At 70.5% G+C, this 12,436-nt stretch carries 12 protein-coding genes; 4 read left to right on the forward strand and 8 right to left on the reverse strand.

Annotation, left to right across the window (positions count from 1 at the left end):
* Positions 1-39 precede the first annotated feature (39 nt).
* The gene (locus tag CLU95_RS13795; RefSeq protein ID WP_099793921.1) at positions 40-1,995 is read right to left on the reverse strand and encodes an MFS transporter; all 1,956 of its coding nucleotides are present in this window, start codon (positions 1,993-1,995) and stop codon (positions 40-42) included.
* Positions 1,996-2,057: 62 nt separating this feature from the next.
* Entirely contained in the window at positions 2,058-2,915 is an 858-nt protein-coding gene (locus CLU95_RS13800; protein ID WP_099793923.1) for a hypothetical protein, read from the reverse strand.
* A gap of 140 nt (positions 2,916-3,055) precedes the next feature.
* Here CLU95_RS13800 and CLU95_RS13805 point away from each other — a divergent pair, with 140 nt between their 5' ends.
* Positions 3,056-3,790, forward strand: a complete 735-nt coding sequence (locus CLU95_RS13805; RefSeq protein ID WP_099793925.1) for a helix-turn-helix domain-containing protein — start codon at positions 3,056-3,058, stop codon at positions 3,788-3,790.
* A 7-nt stretch (positions 3,791-3,797) separates the two neighbouring features.
* Here CLU95_RS13805 and pyrF read toward each other — a convergent pair whose 3' ends face one another.
* The 6 genes from pyrF to CLU95_RS13835 form a co-directional block, all read right to left on the reverse strand.
* Positions 3,798-4,622: an orotidine-5'-phosphate decarboxylase gene (gene pyrF, locus CLU95_RS13810; RefSeq protein WP_056577070.1), complete on the reverse strand. Its 825-nt coding sequence runs from the start codon at positions 4,620-4,622 to the stop codon at positions 3,798-3,800.
* Between the two features lie 33 nt (positions 4,623-4,655).
* Positions 4,656-5,492 (reverse strand): uracil-DNA glycosylase family protein, encoded by an 837-nt coding sequence (locus CLU95_RS13815; RefSeq protein WP_099793927.1) that lies wholly within the window; start codon positions 5,490-5,492, stop codon positions 4,656-4,658.
* Entirely contained in the window at positions 5,489-6,031 is a 543-nt protein-coding gene (gene rimI / locus CLU95_RS13820; RefSeq protein WP_099793929.1) for a ribosomal protein S18-alanine N-acetyltransferase, read from the reverse strand. Before rimI ends, CLU95_RS13815 begins: the two co-directional genes overlap by 4 nt.
* Positions 6,028-6,747: a tRNA (adenosine(37)-N6)-threonylcarbamoyltransferase complex dimerization subunit type 1 TsaB gene (tsaB, locus tag CLU95_RS13825; protein WP_099793931.1), complete on the reverse strand. Its 720-nt coding sequence runs from the start codon at positions 6,745-6,747 to the stop codon at positions 6,028-6,030. Before tsaB ends, rimI begins: the two co-directional genes overlap by 4 nt.
* A complete protein-coding gene (locus CLU95_RS13830) occupies positions 6,740-7,714 on the reverse strand; it encodes a DMT family transporter (RefSeq protein WP_257214628.1) in 975 nt (324 codons plus the stop codon). The genes tsaB and CLU95_RS13830 overlap by 8 nt, the downstream gene beginning before the upstream one ends.
* Positions 7,715-7,809: 95 nt before the next feature.
* Positions 7,810-8,577, reverse strand: coding sequence for a DeoR/GlpR family DNA-binding transcription regulator (locus CLU95_RS13835; RefSeq protein WP_099793935.1), 768 nt, complete (start codon positions 8,575-8,577; stop codon positions 7,810-7,812).
* Positions 8,578-8,655: 78 nt separating this feature from the next.
* On the opposite strand from CLU95_RS13835, the gene CLU95_RS13840 reads away from it, so the two are divergent.
* The 3 genes from CLU95_RS13840 (at position 8,656) to CLU95_RS13850 (ending at position 12,419) form a co-directional block, all read left to right on the forward strand.
* Positions 8,656-9,243, forward strand: coding sequence for a GDP-mannose pyrophosphatase (locus tag CLU95_RS13840; RefSeq protein ID WP_099797289.1), 588 nt, complete (start codon positions 8,656-8,658; stop codon positions 9,241-9,243).
* Between the two features lie 7 nt (positions 9,244-9,250).
* Entirely contained in the window at positions 9,251-10,684 is a 1,434-nt protein-coding gene (gene dacB, locus CLU95_RS13845; RefSeq protein ID WP_099793937.1) for a D-alanyl-D-alanine carboxypeptidase/D-alanyl-D-alanine endopeptidase, read from the forward strand.
* A gap of 133 nt (positions 10,685-10,817) precedes the next feature.
* Positions 10,818-12,419 carry an alpha/beta hydrolase family protein gene (locus tag CLU95_RS13850; RefSeq protein WP_099797291.1) on the forward strand — a complete coding sequence of 534 codons (1,602 nt, stop codon included), beginning with the start codon at positions 10,818-10,820 and terminating at the stop codon, positions 12,417-12,419.
* The last annotated feature ends 17 nt before the right edge of the window (positions 12,420-12,436 follow it).

Consider the following 12,436-nt stretch of genomic DNA (forward strand, 5'->3'; position numbering starts at 1 on the left):
CCCGACGAGATACTTCCGGGCACCCCCGCGCCGCGCGCGTCAGGAGGCCAGCAGGCCGGCCACGCGCTGGCGCAGCGTCTCGGGCTGCACGTCCTGCGGCGGCACGGGGTGGCCGACGCGCAGGCCCACGCGGCTGAAGAGGCCGCGGCGGAAGGGCTTGGCCATGGCGACCTGCTGGCCGCCGCGCAGCTCGATGCGGCTGAAGTACGAGCCCCAGAGGTTGGTCAGCGCCATCGGAATCACCGGGGGCTCGATGCCTTCGGCGCGCGCGCCTTCGAGGATCTTCATCACGCCGCCCTTGAAGGGCTGCAGCTCGCCGTCGCGCGTGATCGCGCCTTCCGGGAAGATCGCGAGCAGGTCGCCCTCGCGCAGCACGCCGATGGCCTTTGCAAAGGCGGCCTCGTACGCGGCCGGGTCTTCCTTCTGCGGCGCGATCGGAATGGCCTTGGCCAGCTTGAACAGCCAGCCGAGCACCGGCACCTTGAAGATGCGGTGGTCCATGATGAAGCGAATGGGGCGCGGGCTCGCGGCCATCAGCAGCACCGCGTCGATGAAGCTCACGTGGTTGCACACCAGCACCGCGGCGCCCTCGGTGGGAATGTGCTGGTCGTCCTTGATGTCGAAGCGGTACACGAAGCGCGACAGCACCCAGGCCACGAAGCGCAGCAGGTACTCGGGCACCAGCATGAAGATGTAGAACGCGACCACCGCGTTGGCGATGCCGGTGAACAAGAAGATCTGCGGAATGGTGAAGCCCGCGCCCAGCAGCGCGCCCGCCAGCACCGAGCTGCCGATCATGAAGAGCGCGTTGAGGATGTTGTTCGCCGCGATGATCCGCGCCCGGTGCGTGGGCTGGCTGCGCAGCTGGATCAGTGCGTACATCGGCACGCTGTACAGGCCCGCGAAGAGCGACAGCAGCGCAAGGTCGGCCATCACGCGCCAGTGCGCGGCCTGGTGCACGAAGGCGCCCAGACCCATGCCGGCCGAAGGCGGCAAGGCGCGCGAGGCAAAGTACAGGTCAATGGCGAACACGCTCATGCCGATGGCACCCAGCGGCACGAGGCCGATCTCGACCTGCCGGCGGCTCAGCGTCTCGCACAGCAGCGAGCCCACGCCGATGCCCACCGAGAACACCACCAGCAGCAGCGACGCCACCTGCTCGTCGCCGTGCAGCACTTCTTTCGCGAAGCTCGGGAACTGGCTCAGGAACACCGCGCCGAAGAACCACATCCACGAGATGCCGAGCAGCGAGCGGAACACCACGATGTTCTCGCGCGCCAGCATCAGGTTGCGCCAGGTTTCGCTGAAGGGGTTCCAGTTGATGACCAGGCTCGGGTCGGTGGCCGGCGCGGGCGGAATGGCCTGCGCCACGCCGCGCCCCACCAGCGCGAGCAGCAGGCAGGCCACGGCCACCGTGGTGTGGCCGATCTGCGGCATCGCCACCAGCAACCCGCCCGCCACCTGGCCCAGCAGGATGGCGACGAAGGTGCCCATCTCGACCATGCCGTTGCCGCCCGTGAGCTCGCGCGAGTCGAGCACCTGCGGCAGGTAGGCGAACTTGACCGGCCCGAACAGCGTGGAGTGCAGCCCCATGAGGAACACGCAGCCCAGCAGCACCACCGCGTCGGCGCGCACGAAGCCCCAGGCGGCGATCACCATGATCGCGATCTCGAGGTTCTTGACGAAGCGGATCATCTTCGTCTTGTCGAACTTGTCGGTCAGCTGCCCGGCCGTGGCCGAGAACAGCAAAAACGGCAGGATGAACAGCGCGCCGATCACCAGCCCCGCCATCGCCGGCGGCATCCAGCTGATCTGCAGCTGGTAGGTCACCATGACGGTGAAGGCGAACTTGAAGAGGTTGTCGTTCGCGGCCCCCGCGAACTGGGTCCAGAAGAAGGGTGCGAAGCGCCGCTGGCCGAGCAGCGCGAACTGGTTGGCGTGGGCGTTGGCCTCATGAACCACGGGCGCAGGTGCGGCGGCGGCGGGGGTTGTCATGCGATGCAATCTCCTCTTTGTCTTCTACCGCTGCGCCACGGCGTTCAGGTGCTCAGGTCGCGTCATGCCGCGATGGCGGCAGGGTCGGGATTGTGCCGCAGCAGCGTCGCGCGCCAGCCCTTTTCGAGGCGGTACAGCGCCATCAGCACGGGCAGGCCGGCCATCGACGCCACCAGGTGCTTGAGCGTGTGGCCCGACACGAGATGGCCGGTGGCTTCATAGATGGCGTGGTCGCCCAGCTCGAAAATCTTGGCCACCACATAGAACGCAATCACCCAGCCCAGCTTGAGGCCGACGGCGCCGCGCATCGGCCGGGTCAACGCCAGCGTGAGCACCAGCCCCATGCCACCGAACTGCACCAGCGCCCAAGGCAGCACGTTGCCGGTTTCCTGGCAGACCTCTGCGGCCAGCAGGCCGGCCGTGAGCACGAACCAGGCGGCCGGCCAGCCGGCGCGCTGGCTGACGCGTTCGCAGACGGCGATGCCGATCAGGCCCGCGAAGGCCACGGCCATGCCGGCGCGGTCGGCGGCGAGGCGGGGTGCGTCGGGCATCAGGTGATAGAAGGCCGAGCCGGCGGCGGTGGCGATCAGGCCGGCGAAGAACAGCCAGGCGCAGTCCAGCGTGTTGTCCGGTGGGTCGTTGGCGGGCGGCGCCAACGGGAACCCGGCCAGCGCCTCCTGGTGCGAGCGGTCGATGCGGTTGAGCCGGTACAGCCCGAGGCAGCCGATGACCAGGAACGGCAGGTTGCTCAGCACGTCCATCGCGTTGGGCAGGTGCAGCAGCGGCCGGTTGTCGGCGAACACCGAGGCGATCGCCACGTCGGCGGCCGGCAGCGCCGGGCCGAAGAAGGCGATGAGCAAGAGCAGCGCGAAGGTGAACAACAGTCCGCGTTCGCGGCGTGTCAGGGTGGGCAAAAGCATGGCGTTCCTCGGTGGGGGTGGTGGCTGGCGGGTGGAATTTAGTTGCCAGCCCTCTCCCAGGCATCGAGAATCGATACGAGGCACTATTTCACTCCCTTCGGTATCCTTTTCCAATACCTTCAACCCGCACTGCCCCCTCCATGAGTACCACTGTCGATCTGGTCCAGGCCCTCAAGAACGAACTCAAAAGCGCCCGCATGACGTATGCCGACCTGGCCCGGTCGCTGGACATGGCGGAGTCCAGCGTCAAGCGCATGCTGGCCAAGAGCGACATGCCGCTGTCGCGCGTCGACGCGATCTGCCGCGCCCTGAAGATCGATTTCGCCGAGCTGGCGCGGCGCGTGGCCGACGCCCAGCCGCTGCTGAAGGAGCTGACGCACGAGCAGGAAAAAGCCGTGGTCAAGGACAAGAAGCTGCTGCTGGTGGCGATCAGCGTGCTGAGCCAGTGGACGCTGGAGCAGATCGTGGCGTCGTACCGGATCACCGAGCCCGAGTGCATCGGCTGCCTGGCGCAGCTGGACCGCATCGGCATCATCGAGCTGCGCCCGCTCAACCGGTACCGCCTGAAGCTCGCGAAAACCTTCCGCTGGCGCCCGCACGGCCCGGTGATGGAGTTCTTCCGCGAGAACGTGGTGCTCGACTACTACAAGGGCGGCTTCGACGGCCCGGCCGAAGGCCTGCTGCTGGTGCACGGCTCGATCAGCCGCTCATTGGCACCGGCCTTCCTGGAGCGGCTGCAGCGCGTGGCGCAAGACTTCGCGCAGCAGCACCAGACCGACCAGAAGCTGTCGGCCAAGGACCGCGAGGGCTACACCCTGCTGCTGGGCATGCGCAACTGGGAGTTCGAGGCGTTCACGCGCCTGCGGCGGAACTGAAGGCCTGTCAGGGCTTGGCGGCTTCGAGCGCGTCGCGCGTGGTGCGCGCCGCATTCTTCGCCGCGTCGGCGAAGTCTTCGCCCGACGAGGCGTAAATGATCGCCCGCGACGAGTTCACGATGATCGGCGCGTCGGCGCGCCAGCCGGCGCGCACGGTGGCGACTGCGTCGCCGCCCTGGGCACCGACGCCCGGGATCAAGAGCGGCACCGTCGGCGCGAGTTCGCGCACGCGCTCGATCTCGGCCGGGTAGGTTGCGCCGACCACGAGGCCGAGCTGGCCGTTGAGGTTCCACGGGCCCTGCGCCAGGCGGGCGACGTGCTCGTACAGGAAGGGCTGGCCCTCGACGCTTGCGAGCCGCTGGCCCTGCAGGTCGGAACCGCCGGGGTTGCTGGTGCGGCACAGCAGGAAGGCGCCCTTGCCTTCGTGCTTGAGGTAAGGCGCGACCGAGTCGAAGCCCATGAAGGGCGACAGGGTCACGGCGTCGGCGCCGTAGCGCTCGAAGGCTTCGAGCGCGTACTGCTCGGCGGTGGAGCCGATGTCGCCGCGCTTGGCGTCCAGAATGGTGGGCACATGGGGCGCGTTGCGGCGCATGTGCTCCATCAGGCGTTCGAGCTGGTCTTCGGCGCGGTGGGCCGCGAAGTAGGCGATCTGCGGCTTGAAGGCGATGACCAGATCGGCCGTCGCGTCGACGATGCGCGCGCAGAAGTCATAGATGCGGCTGGCGTCGCCCTTGTACGCCCCCGGGAATTTGGCGGGCTCCGGGTCGAGGCCCACGCAGAGCAACGAACCGTTGGTTTGCTGCGCGGCGGCCAGCTTGTCGAGGAAAGTCATGGGGCCCGATTTTACGGACCCCGCCCGCAGGCCTCAGACCGTGGGGGTGGCTTGCTCCGCGGCCAGGCAGAGATCAGCCCAGGCGCGGGCCTTGTCGGCCGGGTTGCGCAGCAGGTAGGCGGGGTGGTACGTGGCAACCACCGGCACGCCATTCGCCGACGCCAGCGGCACGGCGCGACCGCGCAGCTTGCCCAGCGGATCGCGGCTTTGCATCAGGCTTTGCGCGGCCAGCGGGCCCATCGCCAGCACGATGCTCGGCGCCAGCGCCGCCGCGTGGGCGTCGAAGGCGGCATCGATCGGCTGCGGGCTGCCGGGCTGGCCGGCGGCCACGCCGCGGTGCGTGCGCATCAGGTGCACGGGCGTGCGACCGTCGTGCAGCTTCAGCGCGCGCAGCATGTTGTCGAGCAGGCGGCCGGCGTCACCCGCGAAGGGCTCGCCGTGGCGGCCGTCGGCCTCGGGCGGCATGTCGGCCACGACCAGCCAGCCGCCCTGCACCGGCGCCGTGGCATCGGCCTTGTCGGCGTACAGGCGGCAGGGCGCTTCGACCAGCACGGCGGCGCCTTGCGCCACGGGCGGTGCCGCGACGGGACGCGGGGCGGGGGCGGCCACGGGGCGGGCGACGGGCGCGGGTGCCGGGCGTGGCGGGGGCGGCGCGTCGTACGACTGATCGCGCTCGTCGAGCTCCAGCGGCGGACCTTCGGGCATGTCGGGCATGCCGGAATCGGCGGCCACCGGGGCCTCCGGCTCGGCTTCGGCTTCGATCTCGGGTTCCGGCGGCACAGGCCACCAAACCTTCACGCCCATCTCGTCGAGCATGGCGCGCTGGCGCGCGTCCAGGCGCAGGGTGTGTACAGCGGCGGTGTCCGTCATCGCAAAGCTCCCCAGGCGGAGCCTGTTTCGTTGAGGCGCATGCTCATGACGACCGCGTCTTCACGCTTGCCGTCGAACGCCGGGTAGTAGCCCTTGCGCACGCCGACGCTGCGAAAGCCTTGCCGCAGATAGATGTCGAGCGCGCGCCGGTTGCTTTCGCGCACCTCGAGCCAGAGCCACAGCGCGCCCTCGCCGCGCGACCAGCCGGCCAGCGCCTCGAGCATGAGCGGCGCCCAGCCCTGGCGCTGGAAAGCCGGCGCCACGGTGATGTTGAGCAGGTGCACCTCGTCCACGCCCTTCATGGCGACGAAGTAGCCGATGAGCGTTTCGCCCAGGCTGGTGCAGGGCGATTCGACACCCGCCGCCACGCCGGGCGCCAGCAGGCACTGGCAGTGGTAGCCCACGGCCATCGAATCGGTGAAGTTGGCGCGCGTCCAGGGGTGCGTGTAGGCCGTCTGCTCGACCGCGCACACGGCATCGATCCGCTCGACGGTGAGCGGTTCAAGACGGGCTTCGACGGACTGGAGGACAGCGCTCATGCGGGGCTTGGCGGAACGGCGACAGCAGCGGCAGCGGCCTTGATGGCGGCGCGTTCCTCGGTGGTTTGCGCCACTTTATCGCGAACATAGAGCGGCCAGGCCTGCGCGGCGGGCACGGTGCGTCCGGCCGCGAGCAGCGCGGGCGCCAGCCGCAGCATGGCGGCGGCCGTGGGCAGCACCTCGTGGCGGGCCGTGGCGGGCGCCAGGCGCGGGCCGTAGGCGGTGAAGGCGTTGCCGGCGAGCGCCCAGCCGGCCGGCACCTCGAGCGCCTCGGGGGCGAGCAGCAGCGGCTCGGGATCGCCGCCGAACGGGCCGGCGGTGTCGAAGTCGTAGTGCGCGGCGTAGAGCTGGTCCATGCGCGCATCGAGCACGGCCACCACGCGCTGCGCGCCGAAGGCATGACGCGCCTCGTCGGCCACGGCCAGCAGGGTGTCGACCGGCAACAGCGGCACCTTGGCGCCGAAGGCCAGGCCCTGCGCCACCGAGCAGGCGGTGCGCAGGCCGGTGAAGGAGCCCGGGCCGCGCCCGAAGACGATGGCGTCAAGCTCGGCCAGCGCGAGCCCCGCGTCGGCGAGCAGTTGGCGGATCAGCGGCAGCAGCGTGCTCGACGCCTGCGCGCCGCCCACGCCGCTGTGCGCCAGCACGCGGTCGCCGTGGCGCACCGCGACCGACAGGTGCTCGGTGCTCGTGTCGAAGGCCAGCAGCTTGTCAGACATTCGGACGCCCCATTCCCGCCGGGCACGGCGTCGGGCAGACCGGCGCCACGCGCACGGCCGCTGCCTTGCGCACGCCGAACAGAATGCCGCCCGTCACCAGCGCGAGCCCGGCGACCAGGCTCCAGTGCATCGGTTCACCCAGCCACAACACCGCGCCGAAGGCCGACAGGCCCGGCACCAGTGCCGTGATCATGGTGGTGCGCACGGGGCCGAAGTGCTGGATCATCTTGGTGAAGGTGATGCCGGAGATCACGACCGAGCCGAGGCCCTGGAAGGCCATCTGGAACGCGACCTCACCCCACGGCGCGCTGCCGATGTGGCTGACGACGGCACCCGAGGCCACCAACAGCGTGTAGACCGGCACGTAGGTCATGAGCGCGAACACGGTGATGGCGATGGTCGCGCGCACGGCGTCGAGGCCGTTGCGGCGCGCCACGATGCTGTAGCAGGCCCAGCAAAAGGCGGCGCCCATGAACATCAGGTCGCCCTTCCAGACCTCGCCGCCCTCGAAGGCGTGCAGCAGGCTGCGCCCGCCGACCACGAGATCGCCCGCGACGATCATCGCCAGGCCGATGGCGCGCGTGGGCGTGATGCGGTCGCGCAGCACCAGTGCGGCCAGCAGCGTGGTCCACAGCGGCAGGCTGCCGGGCATCAGCACGGCGGCATGGCCGGCCGGTGCGAAGAAGAAGCCGCTGTAGGCGATGAGGGCGTAGGCCACGCCGCCGAAGATGCCGGCCGTGGCCGTCACGCGCAGCGACAGCGGCGACAGGCCGAAGAACGAGGACACGGCGCCGCGGTGCTTGGTCGCCAGCCACGCGCCCCAGGGCACCAGCACGAGGCTGGCGCCGCAGACGCGCGCAAAGGCGAGGTCGAAGGGCGTGAGCGAACGCGCGGCCGAGGCGCGCGCGATGAGGATGAAGGCGGTCCAGACCACGACGGTGACCACGGCCGCACCGATGCCGAGCATGCGGGGAGACAGGAGGGGCGGGGAGGTCTGCGGGGGCGCGGCGGGCATCCCGCCATTATCGAGGGCGGGCCTCGGCCGCGCAGGGACGGGGCGAATCAACCAGCCTCGCCGGCACGCAGGATCGCCAGCCCGGCCGCGCGCAGCGGCGCCAGCACCTGCTCGGGGGCCTGCGGCGCCACCAGCAGCTGCGTTGCGCCCGCCAGCGGGTTGACCACCCAGGCCGACGCGGCCCCGAGCTTTTCGGACGAGGCCAGCACGACGGTCTCGGCCGCCGCGGCCATGAGCGCGCGCTTGATCTCGGCCTCTTCCGCATCGCCCGTGGTCAGGCCCGCCTCGGCATGCACGCCGGTGACGCCCATGAAATACGTGTCGGCATGGATGCGCGAAATGGCCGCCATGGCCGCCGCGCCGACCGCCACCATCGAATGCCAGAAGAGGCGCCCGCCGATCAGCACCACCTCGATGCCGGTGTGCGCCTGCAGCTCGACCGCCACCGACGGGCTGTGCGTGACCACCGTGGCCTGCAGCGTGGGCGGCAGGTGGCGCGCCAGCTGCACGGCCGTGGTGCCGCCGTCGATGAACACCACCTGCCCCGGCTTCACGAGGCGCGCGGCGGCGCGGCCGATGGCCACTTTTTCGTCGGGCGCGAGCTGCTGGCGCCCGGTGAAGTCGGCCTCGGCCGCCGCGACCGGCAGCGCGCCGCCGTGCACGCGCTGCAGCAGCCCTTCGGCCGCGAGTTCGCGCAGGTCGCGGCGGATGGTGTCTTCGGACAGGGCCAGCTCCTCGCTGAGCGCCTTGGCGACGACCTGGCCGTCGCGCCGCAGGACCGAGAGGATGTGTTGCTTGCGCGGGCGGGTGAGCATGGGTCGATGATAGCGAGATTGCACGTTAATGCACGAATCATCTTGTTATTGCACGAATCCGGTTTTATGCTCGCCGCCATGACCCTCCACGACCGCGTCCGGGTGCACGAAGTCACCCTCCTGTCCGACCACTGGTACACGCTGCGCACCACCGCCTTCGACTGGCGGCGCAACGACGGCGAGTGGCAGCGCATGCACCGCGAGACCTACGACCGCGGCAACGGCGCCACGCTGCTGCCCTACCACCTCGGCCAGCGCACGGTGCTGCTCACGCGGCAGTTCCGCTACCCGGCCTTCGTCAACGGCCACGACGACCTGCTGATCGAGGCGACTGCGGGCCTGCTCGACAACGCCGCGCCCGAGGAGCGCATCCGCGCCGAGGTCGAAGAAGAACTGGGCTACCGGCTCGGCGCCGTGCAGAAGGTGTTCGAGAGCTTCATGAGCCCGGGCTCGGTGACCGAGAAGCTGCACTTCTTCGTCGCGCCCTACGAGGCCTCGATGCGCGTGGGCGCGGGCGGCGGGCTGGCGGAGGAGGGCGAGGACATCGAGGTGCTCGAGCTGCGCATCGACGAGGCGCTGGCCATGGTGGCCGACGGCCGCATCGCCGACGCCAAGACGATCATGCTGCTCTACCACGCGAAGCTGCACATCTTCGCGCCGGGATAATCGGCGGATGCCTCTTGCCTTCCGCCACGCGCCCCGTGCGCAGACTCTTGCGCTGATCCTTGCACTGCTGGTTTCGACCGGCGCCCTCGCCCAGCAAGCCCTTCCGCCCCAAGTCGATGCCGCCCTCGCGCGCGCCAAGGTGTCGCGCGACGCCGTGACCTTGCTCGTGGCCGATGCCGACGCCGGCCGCGCGCCGCGCCTGGCCTGGCGCTCGCAGGTGCCGGTGAACCCGGCCTCGATCATGAAGCTGGTGACCACCTACGCGGCGCTCGACCTGCTCGGCCCGGCCTACAGCTGGAACACGCCGGTCTACGTCGAGGGCTCGGTGGCCAACGGCGTGCTCAACGGCAACCTCTACATCAAGGGCCAGGGCGACCCCAAGCTGGTGCTCGAGCGCGTGTGGCTGCTGCTGCGCCACGTGCAGGGCCTGGGCATCACCACCGTGAGCGGCGACATCGTGATCGACCGCAGCGCCTTCGAGACCACGGTCGAGAACGACCCGGCCGCCTTCGACGGCGAGCCGCTGCGCCCCTACAACGCCTCGCCCGATGCGCTGCTGGTGAACTTCAAGTCGGTGAACATGACCTTCGCGCCCGACCGCGCCGGCCAGTTCGCGCGCGTGAGCTACGAGCCCCCGCTGGCCAGCGTGGCGATGCCGCCGACCGTGCCGCTGGCGCCCGGCGAATGCGGCGACTGGCGCGGTGCGCTCAAGCCCGACTTCAGCGACGTGAACCGCATCCGCTTCAACGGCGGCTTTCCCACCGGCTGCGGCGAGAAGAGCTGGGCCGTGGCGTACGCCGACCCGCGCACCTACAGTCTGCGCGCCATCGGCGGCATGTGGGCCGAGATGGGCGGGCGCGTCGGCGGCCAGATGCGCGAGGGCCGCGTGCCCGCGGGCCTGAAGCCGGCCTTCGACTTCGAATCGCCGCCGCTCGCGGAAGTGGTGCGCGACATCAACAAGTACAGCAACAACGTGATGGCGCAGCAGGTGTTCCTCACGCTCGGCCTCACGCAGAAGCAGCGCGGCACCTTCGAAGCGTCGCGCAGCGCACTGGGCCAGTGGTGGCGCGACCGCATCGGCACCGGCGAGGCCTCGCCGGTGTTCGAGAACGGCTCGGGCCTGTCGCGCGACGAGCGCATCAGCGCCGCCGCGCTCGGCAAGATGCTGCAGGTGGCGTGGCGCTCGCCCGTGATGCCCGAGCTGATGGCCTCGCTGCCCGCGATGGGCGTGGACGGCACGCTGAAGCGGCGCACGCTGCGCTCGGGCGGCGCAGCCCACCTGAAGACCGGCACGCTGCGCGACGCCTCGGGCGTGGCCGGCTACGTGCACGGCGCGAGCGGCCGGCGCTACGTGCTGGTGGCCATCGCCAACGGCGAGAACGCCGGCGCCGCGCGCGCCGCCTTCGACGCGCTGATCGACTGGACCGCGCAGGACCAGTGACTCGGACGGGGCCTGGCCCGTTCGGCTACTGAATAGGTTCTGCTGGCAAACGCGGCTTGCGCGCGGCCGTGGCGCTGCCCAGAATAGGACGCTCGTTCGTTTTCGATACAAATCCAGGAGACGCGTCTTGACCTTGCATCCACGGCATTCCCGGCCCTCTTCCCTCTCGGCCCGCCGAGCCACCGCCACGGCGACGCTCGCCGGCGCCACGCTGTTGCTCGCCGCCTGCGGCGGGGGCGGCGGTGGTGGGGGCGGCATCGGCATCGGCTTTCCGCCGCCGGGCGGCGGCAGCGACACCGGGCGCGGCACGGTCGTCACCAGCCCGCCCGAGCAGGGCACCAAGCTCACGGCCGACCAGTTCAGGGCCAGCCTGCAGGCCTCCGACCAGGGCAAGGCGCTGCTGCAGGTCACCGGCGCGCCCAAGTGCGGCGTCGACATGCGCTACCTCGAGTACCGCACCGTCGGCGGCAAGAACGAAGCCACCAACGCCACTGCCGCGATCATGGTGCCCTCGGGTTCCGACGTCGCCTGCAGCGGCGGGCGCCCCGTGGTGCTGTACGCGCACGGCACCACGCCGGCACGCAACTACAACCTCGCCAAGTGGACCGACACCACCCAGCCGGCCGCCGGCGAGGGCCTGATGGTGGCCGCCATGTTCGCGGCGCAGGGCTACATCGTGGTGGCGCCCAACTACGCGGGCTACGACAAGTCGACGCTGCCCTACCACCCCTACCTCAACGGCGAGCAGCAGGGCAAGGACATGGTCGACGCGCTCACCGCGGCGCGCAAGACCTTCTCGGACATCGGCGCGAACGACGCCGGTTCGCTGTTCATCACCGGCTATTCGCAGGGCGGCTACGTGGCGATGGCCGCGCACCGCGAGATGCAGGCCACCGGCAAGACGGTGACGGCCTCGGCCCCGCTGGCCGCGCCCTCGGCCATCAGCCTGCTGACCGACTACACCTACCTGGGCTGGCCGGCGCTGGGCTCCACGCTGTTCGTGCCGCTGCTGTCGACCAGTTGGCAGCAGCAGTTCGGCAACGTCTACGCCAGCCCCAGCGACGTCTACGAAGCGCAGTACGCCACCGGCATCGAGACGCTGCTGCCGAGCCTCACGCCGGGCACGCTGTTCTCCAGCGGCAAGCTGCCGCAGCTGGCGCTGTTCCCGGCCGACGGCAAGCCGGGCCCGGTGAGCCCCGAGCTGTCGATCTTCTATGGCGCCAACAACCTCATCAAGCAGAGCTTCCTGACGCAGGCGGCCACCGACATCCAGTCGAACACCTGCCCCGGCAACGCGCTGCCGGCCACGGCCGCGTCGCTGAGTTCGGCTTCGCCACTGGACTGCAAGCCCGCCACGGGCTTCCGCAAGGCCGCCATCGCCAACGACCTGCGCAACTGGGTGCCGACCAAGCCGATGCTGCTGTGCAGCGGCGCGAACGACCCGACCGTGAACTTCCTGAGCACCCGCGCCACGGCCGGCTACTTCCGCGCCAAGGGCATGCCGGCCGCCGCGCTCGCGGTGGTCGACCTGGAAGACCGCAGCGCCACCGACAGCTATTCGGCGGCACGCGCCGGCTTCGCGCAGGCGAAGGACCTGCTGGCACAGAGCACGCCGGGCAGCGCCGCCGACAAGGCCCGCGCCGTGACTGCGGCCTACCACGGCACGCTGGCGCCGCCGTTCTGCCTGGCGGCAGCGCGCGGGTTCTTCCAGGGTGTGTTGGCGGCGGGAGGCTAAACCCCCGCGGCCTGGGA

Origin of the sequence: Variovorax sp. 54, assembly GCF_002754375.1 — a bacterium.
Lineage (GTDB): Bacteria > Pseudomonadota > Gammaproteobacteria > Burkholderiales > Burkholderiaceae_C > Variovorax.

Bases quoted from the DNA above. Each gene is read 5' to 3' on its own strand.
- CLU95_RS13830 (WP_257214628.1), bottom strand. From the start codon at position 7,714: ATGCTCGGCATCGGTGCGGCCGTGGTCACCGTCGTGGTCTGGACCGCC.
- pyrF (WP_056577070.1), bottom strand. From the start codon at position 4,622: ATGACTTTCCTCGACAAGCTGGCCGCCGCGCAGCAAACCAACGGTTCG.
- CLU95_RS13800 (WP_099793923.1), bottom strand. From the start codon at position 2,915: ATGCTTTTGCCCACCCTGACACGCCGCGAACGCGGACTGTTGTTCACC.
- CLU95_RS13815 (WP_099793927.1), bottom strand. From the start codon at position 5,492: ATGACGGACACCGCCGCTGTACACACCCTGCGCCTGGACGCGCGCCAG.
- CLU95_RS13805 (WP_099793925.1), top strand. From the start codon at position 3,056: ATGAGTACCACTGTCGATCTGGTCCAGGCCCTCAAGAACGAACTCAAA.
- tsaB (WP_099793931.1), bottom strand. From the start codon at position 6,747: ATGTCTGACAAGCTGCTGGCCTTCGACACGAGCACCGAGCACCTGTCG.
- CLU95_RS13840 (WP_099797289.1), top strand. From the start codon at position 8,656: ATGACCCTCCACGACCGCGTCCGGGTGCACGAAGTCACCCTCCTGTCC.
- dacB (WP_099793937.1), top strand. From the start codon at position 9,251: ATGCCTCTTGCCTTCCGCCACGCGCCCCGTGCGCAGACTCTTGCGCTG.
- CLU95_RS13795 (WP_099793921.1), bottom strand. From the start codon at position 1,995: ATGACAACCCCCGCCGCCGCCGCACCTGCGCCCGTGGTTCATGAGGCC.
- rimI (WP_099793929.1), bottom strand. From the start codon at position 6,031: ATGAGCGCTGTCCTCCAGTCCGTCGAAGCCCGTCTTGAACCGCTCACC.
- CLU95_RS13835 (WP_099793935.1), bottom strand. From the start codon at position 8,577: ATGCTCACCCGCCCGCGCAAGCAACACATCCTCTCGGTCCTGCGGCGC.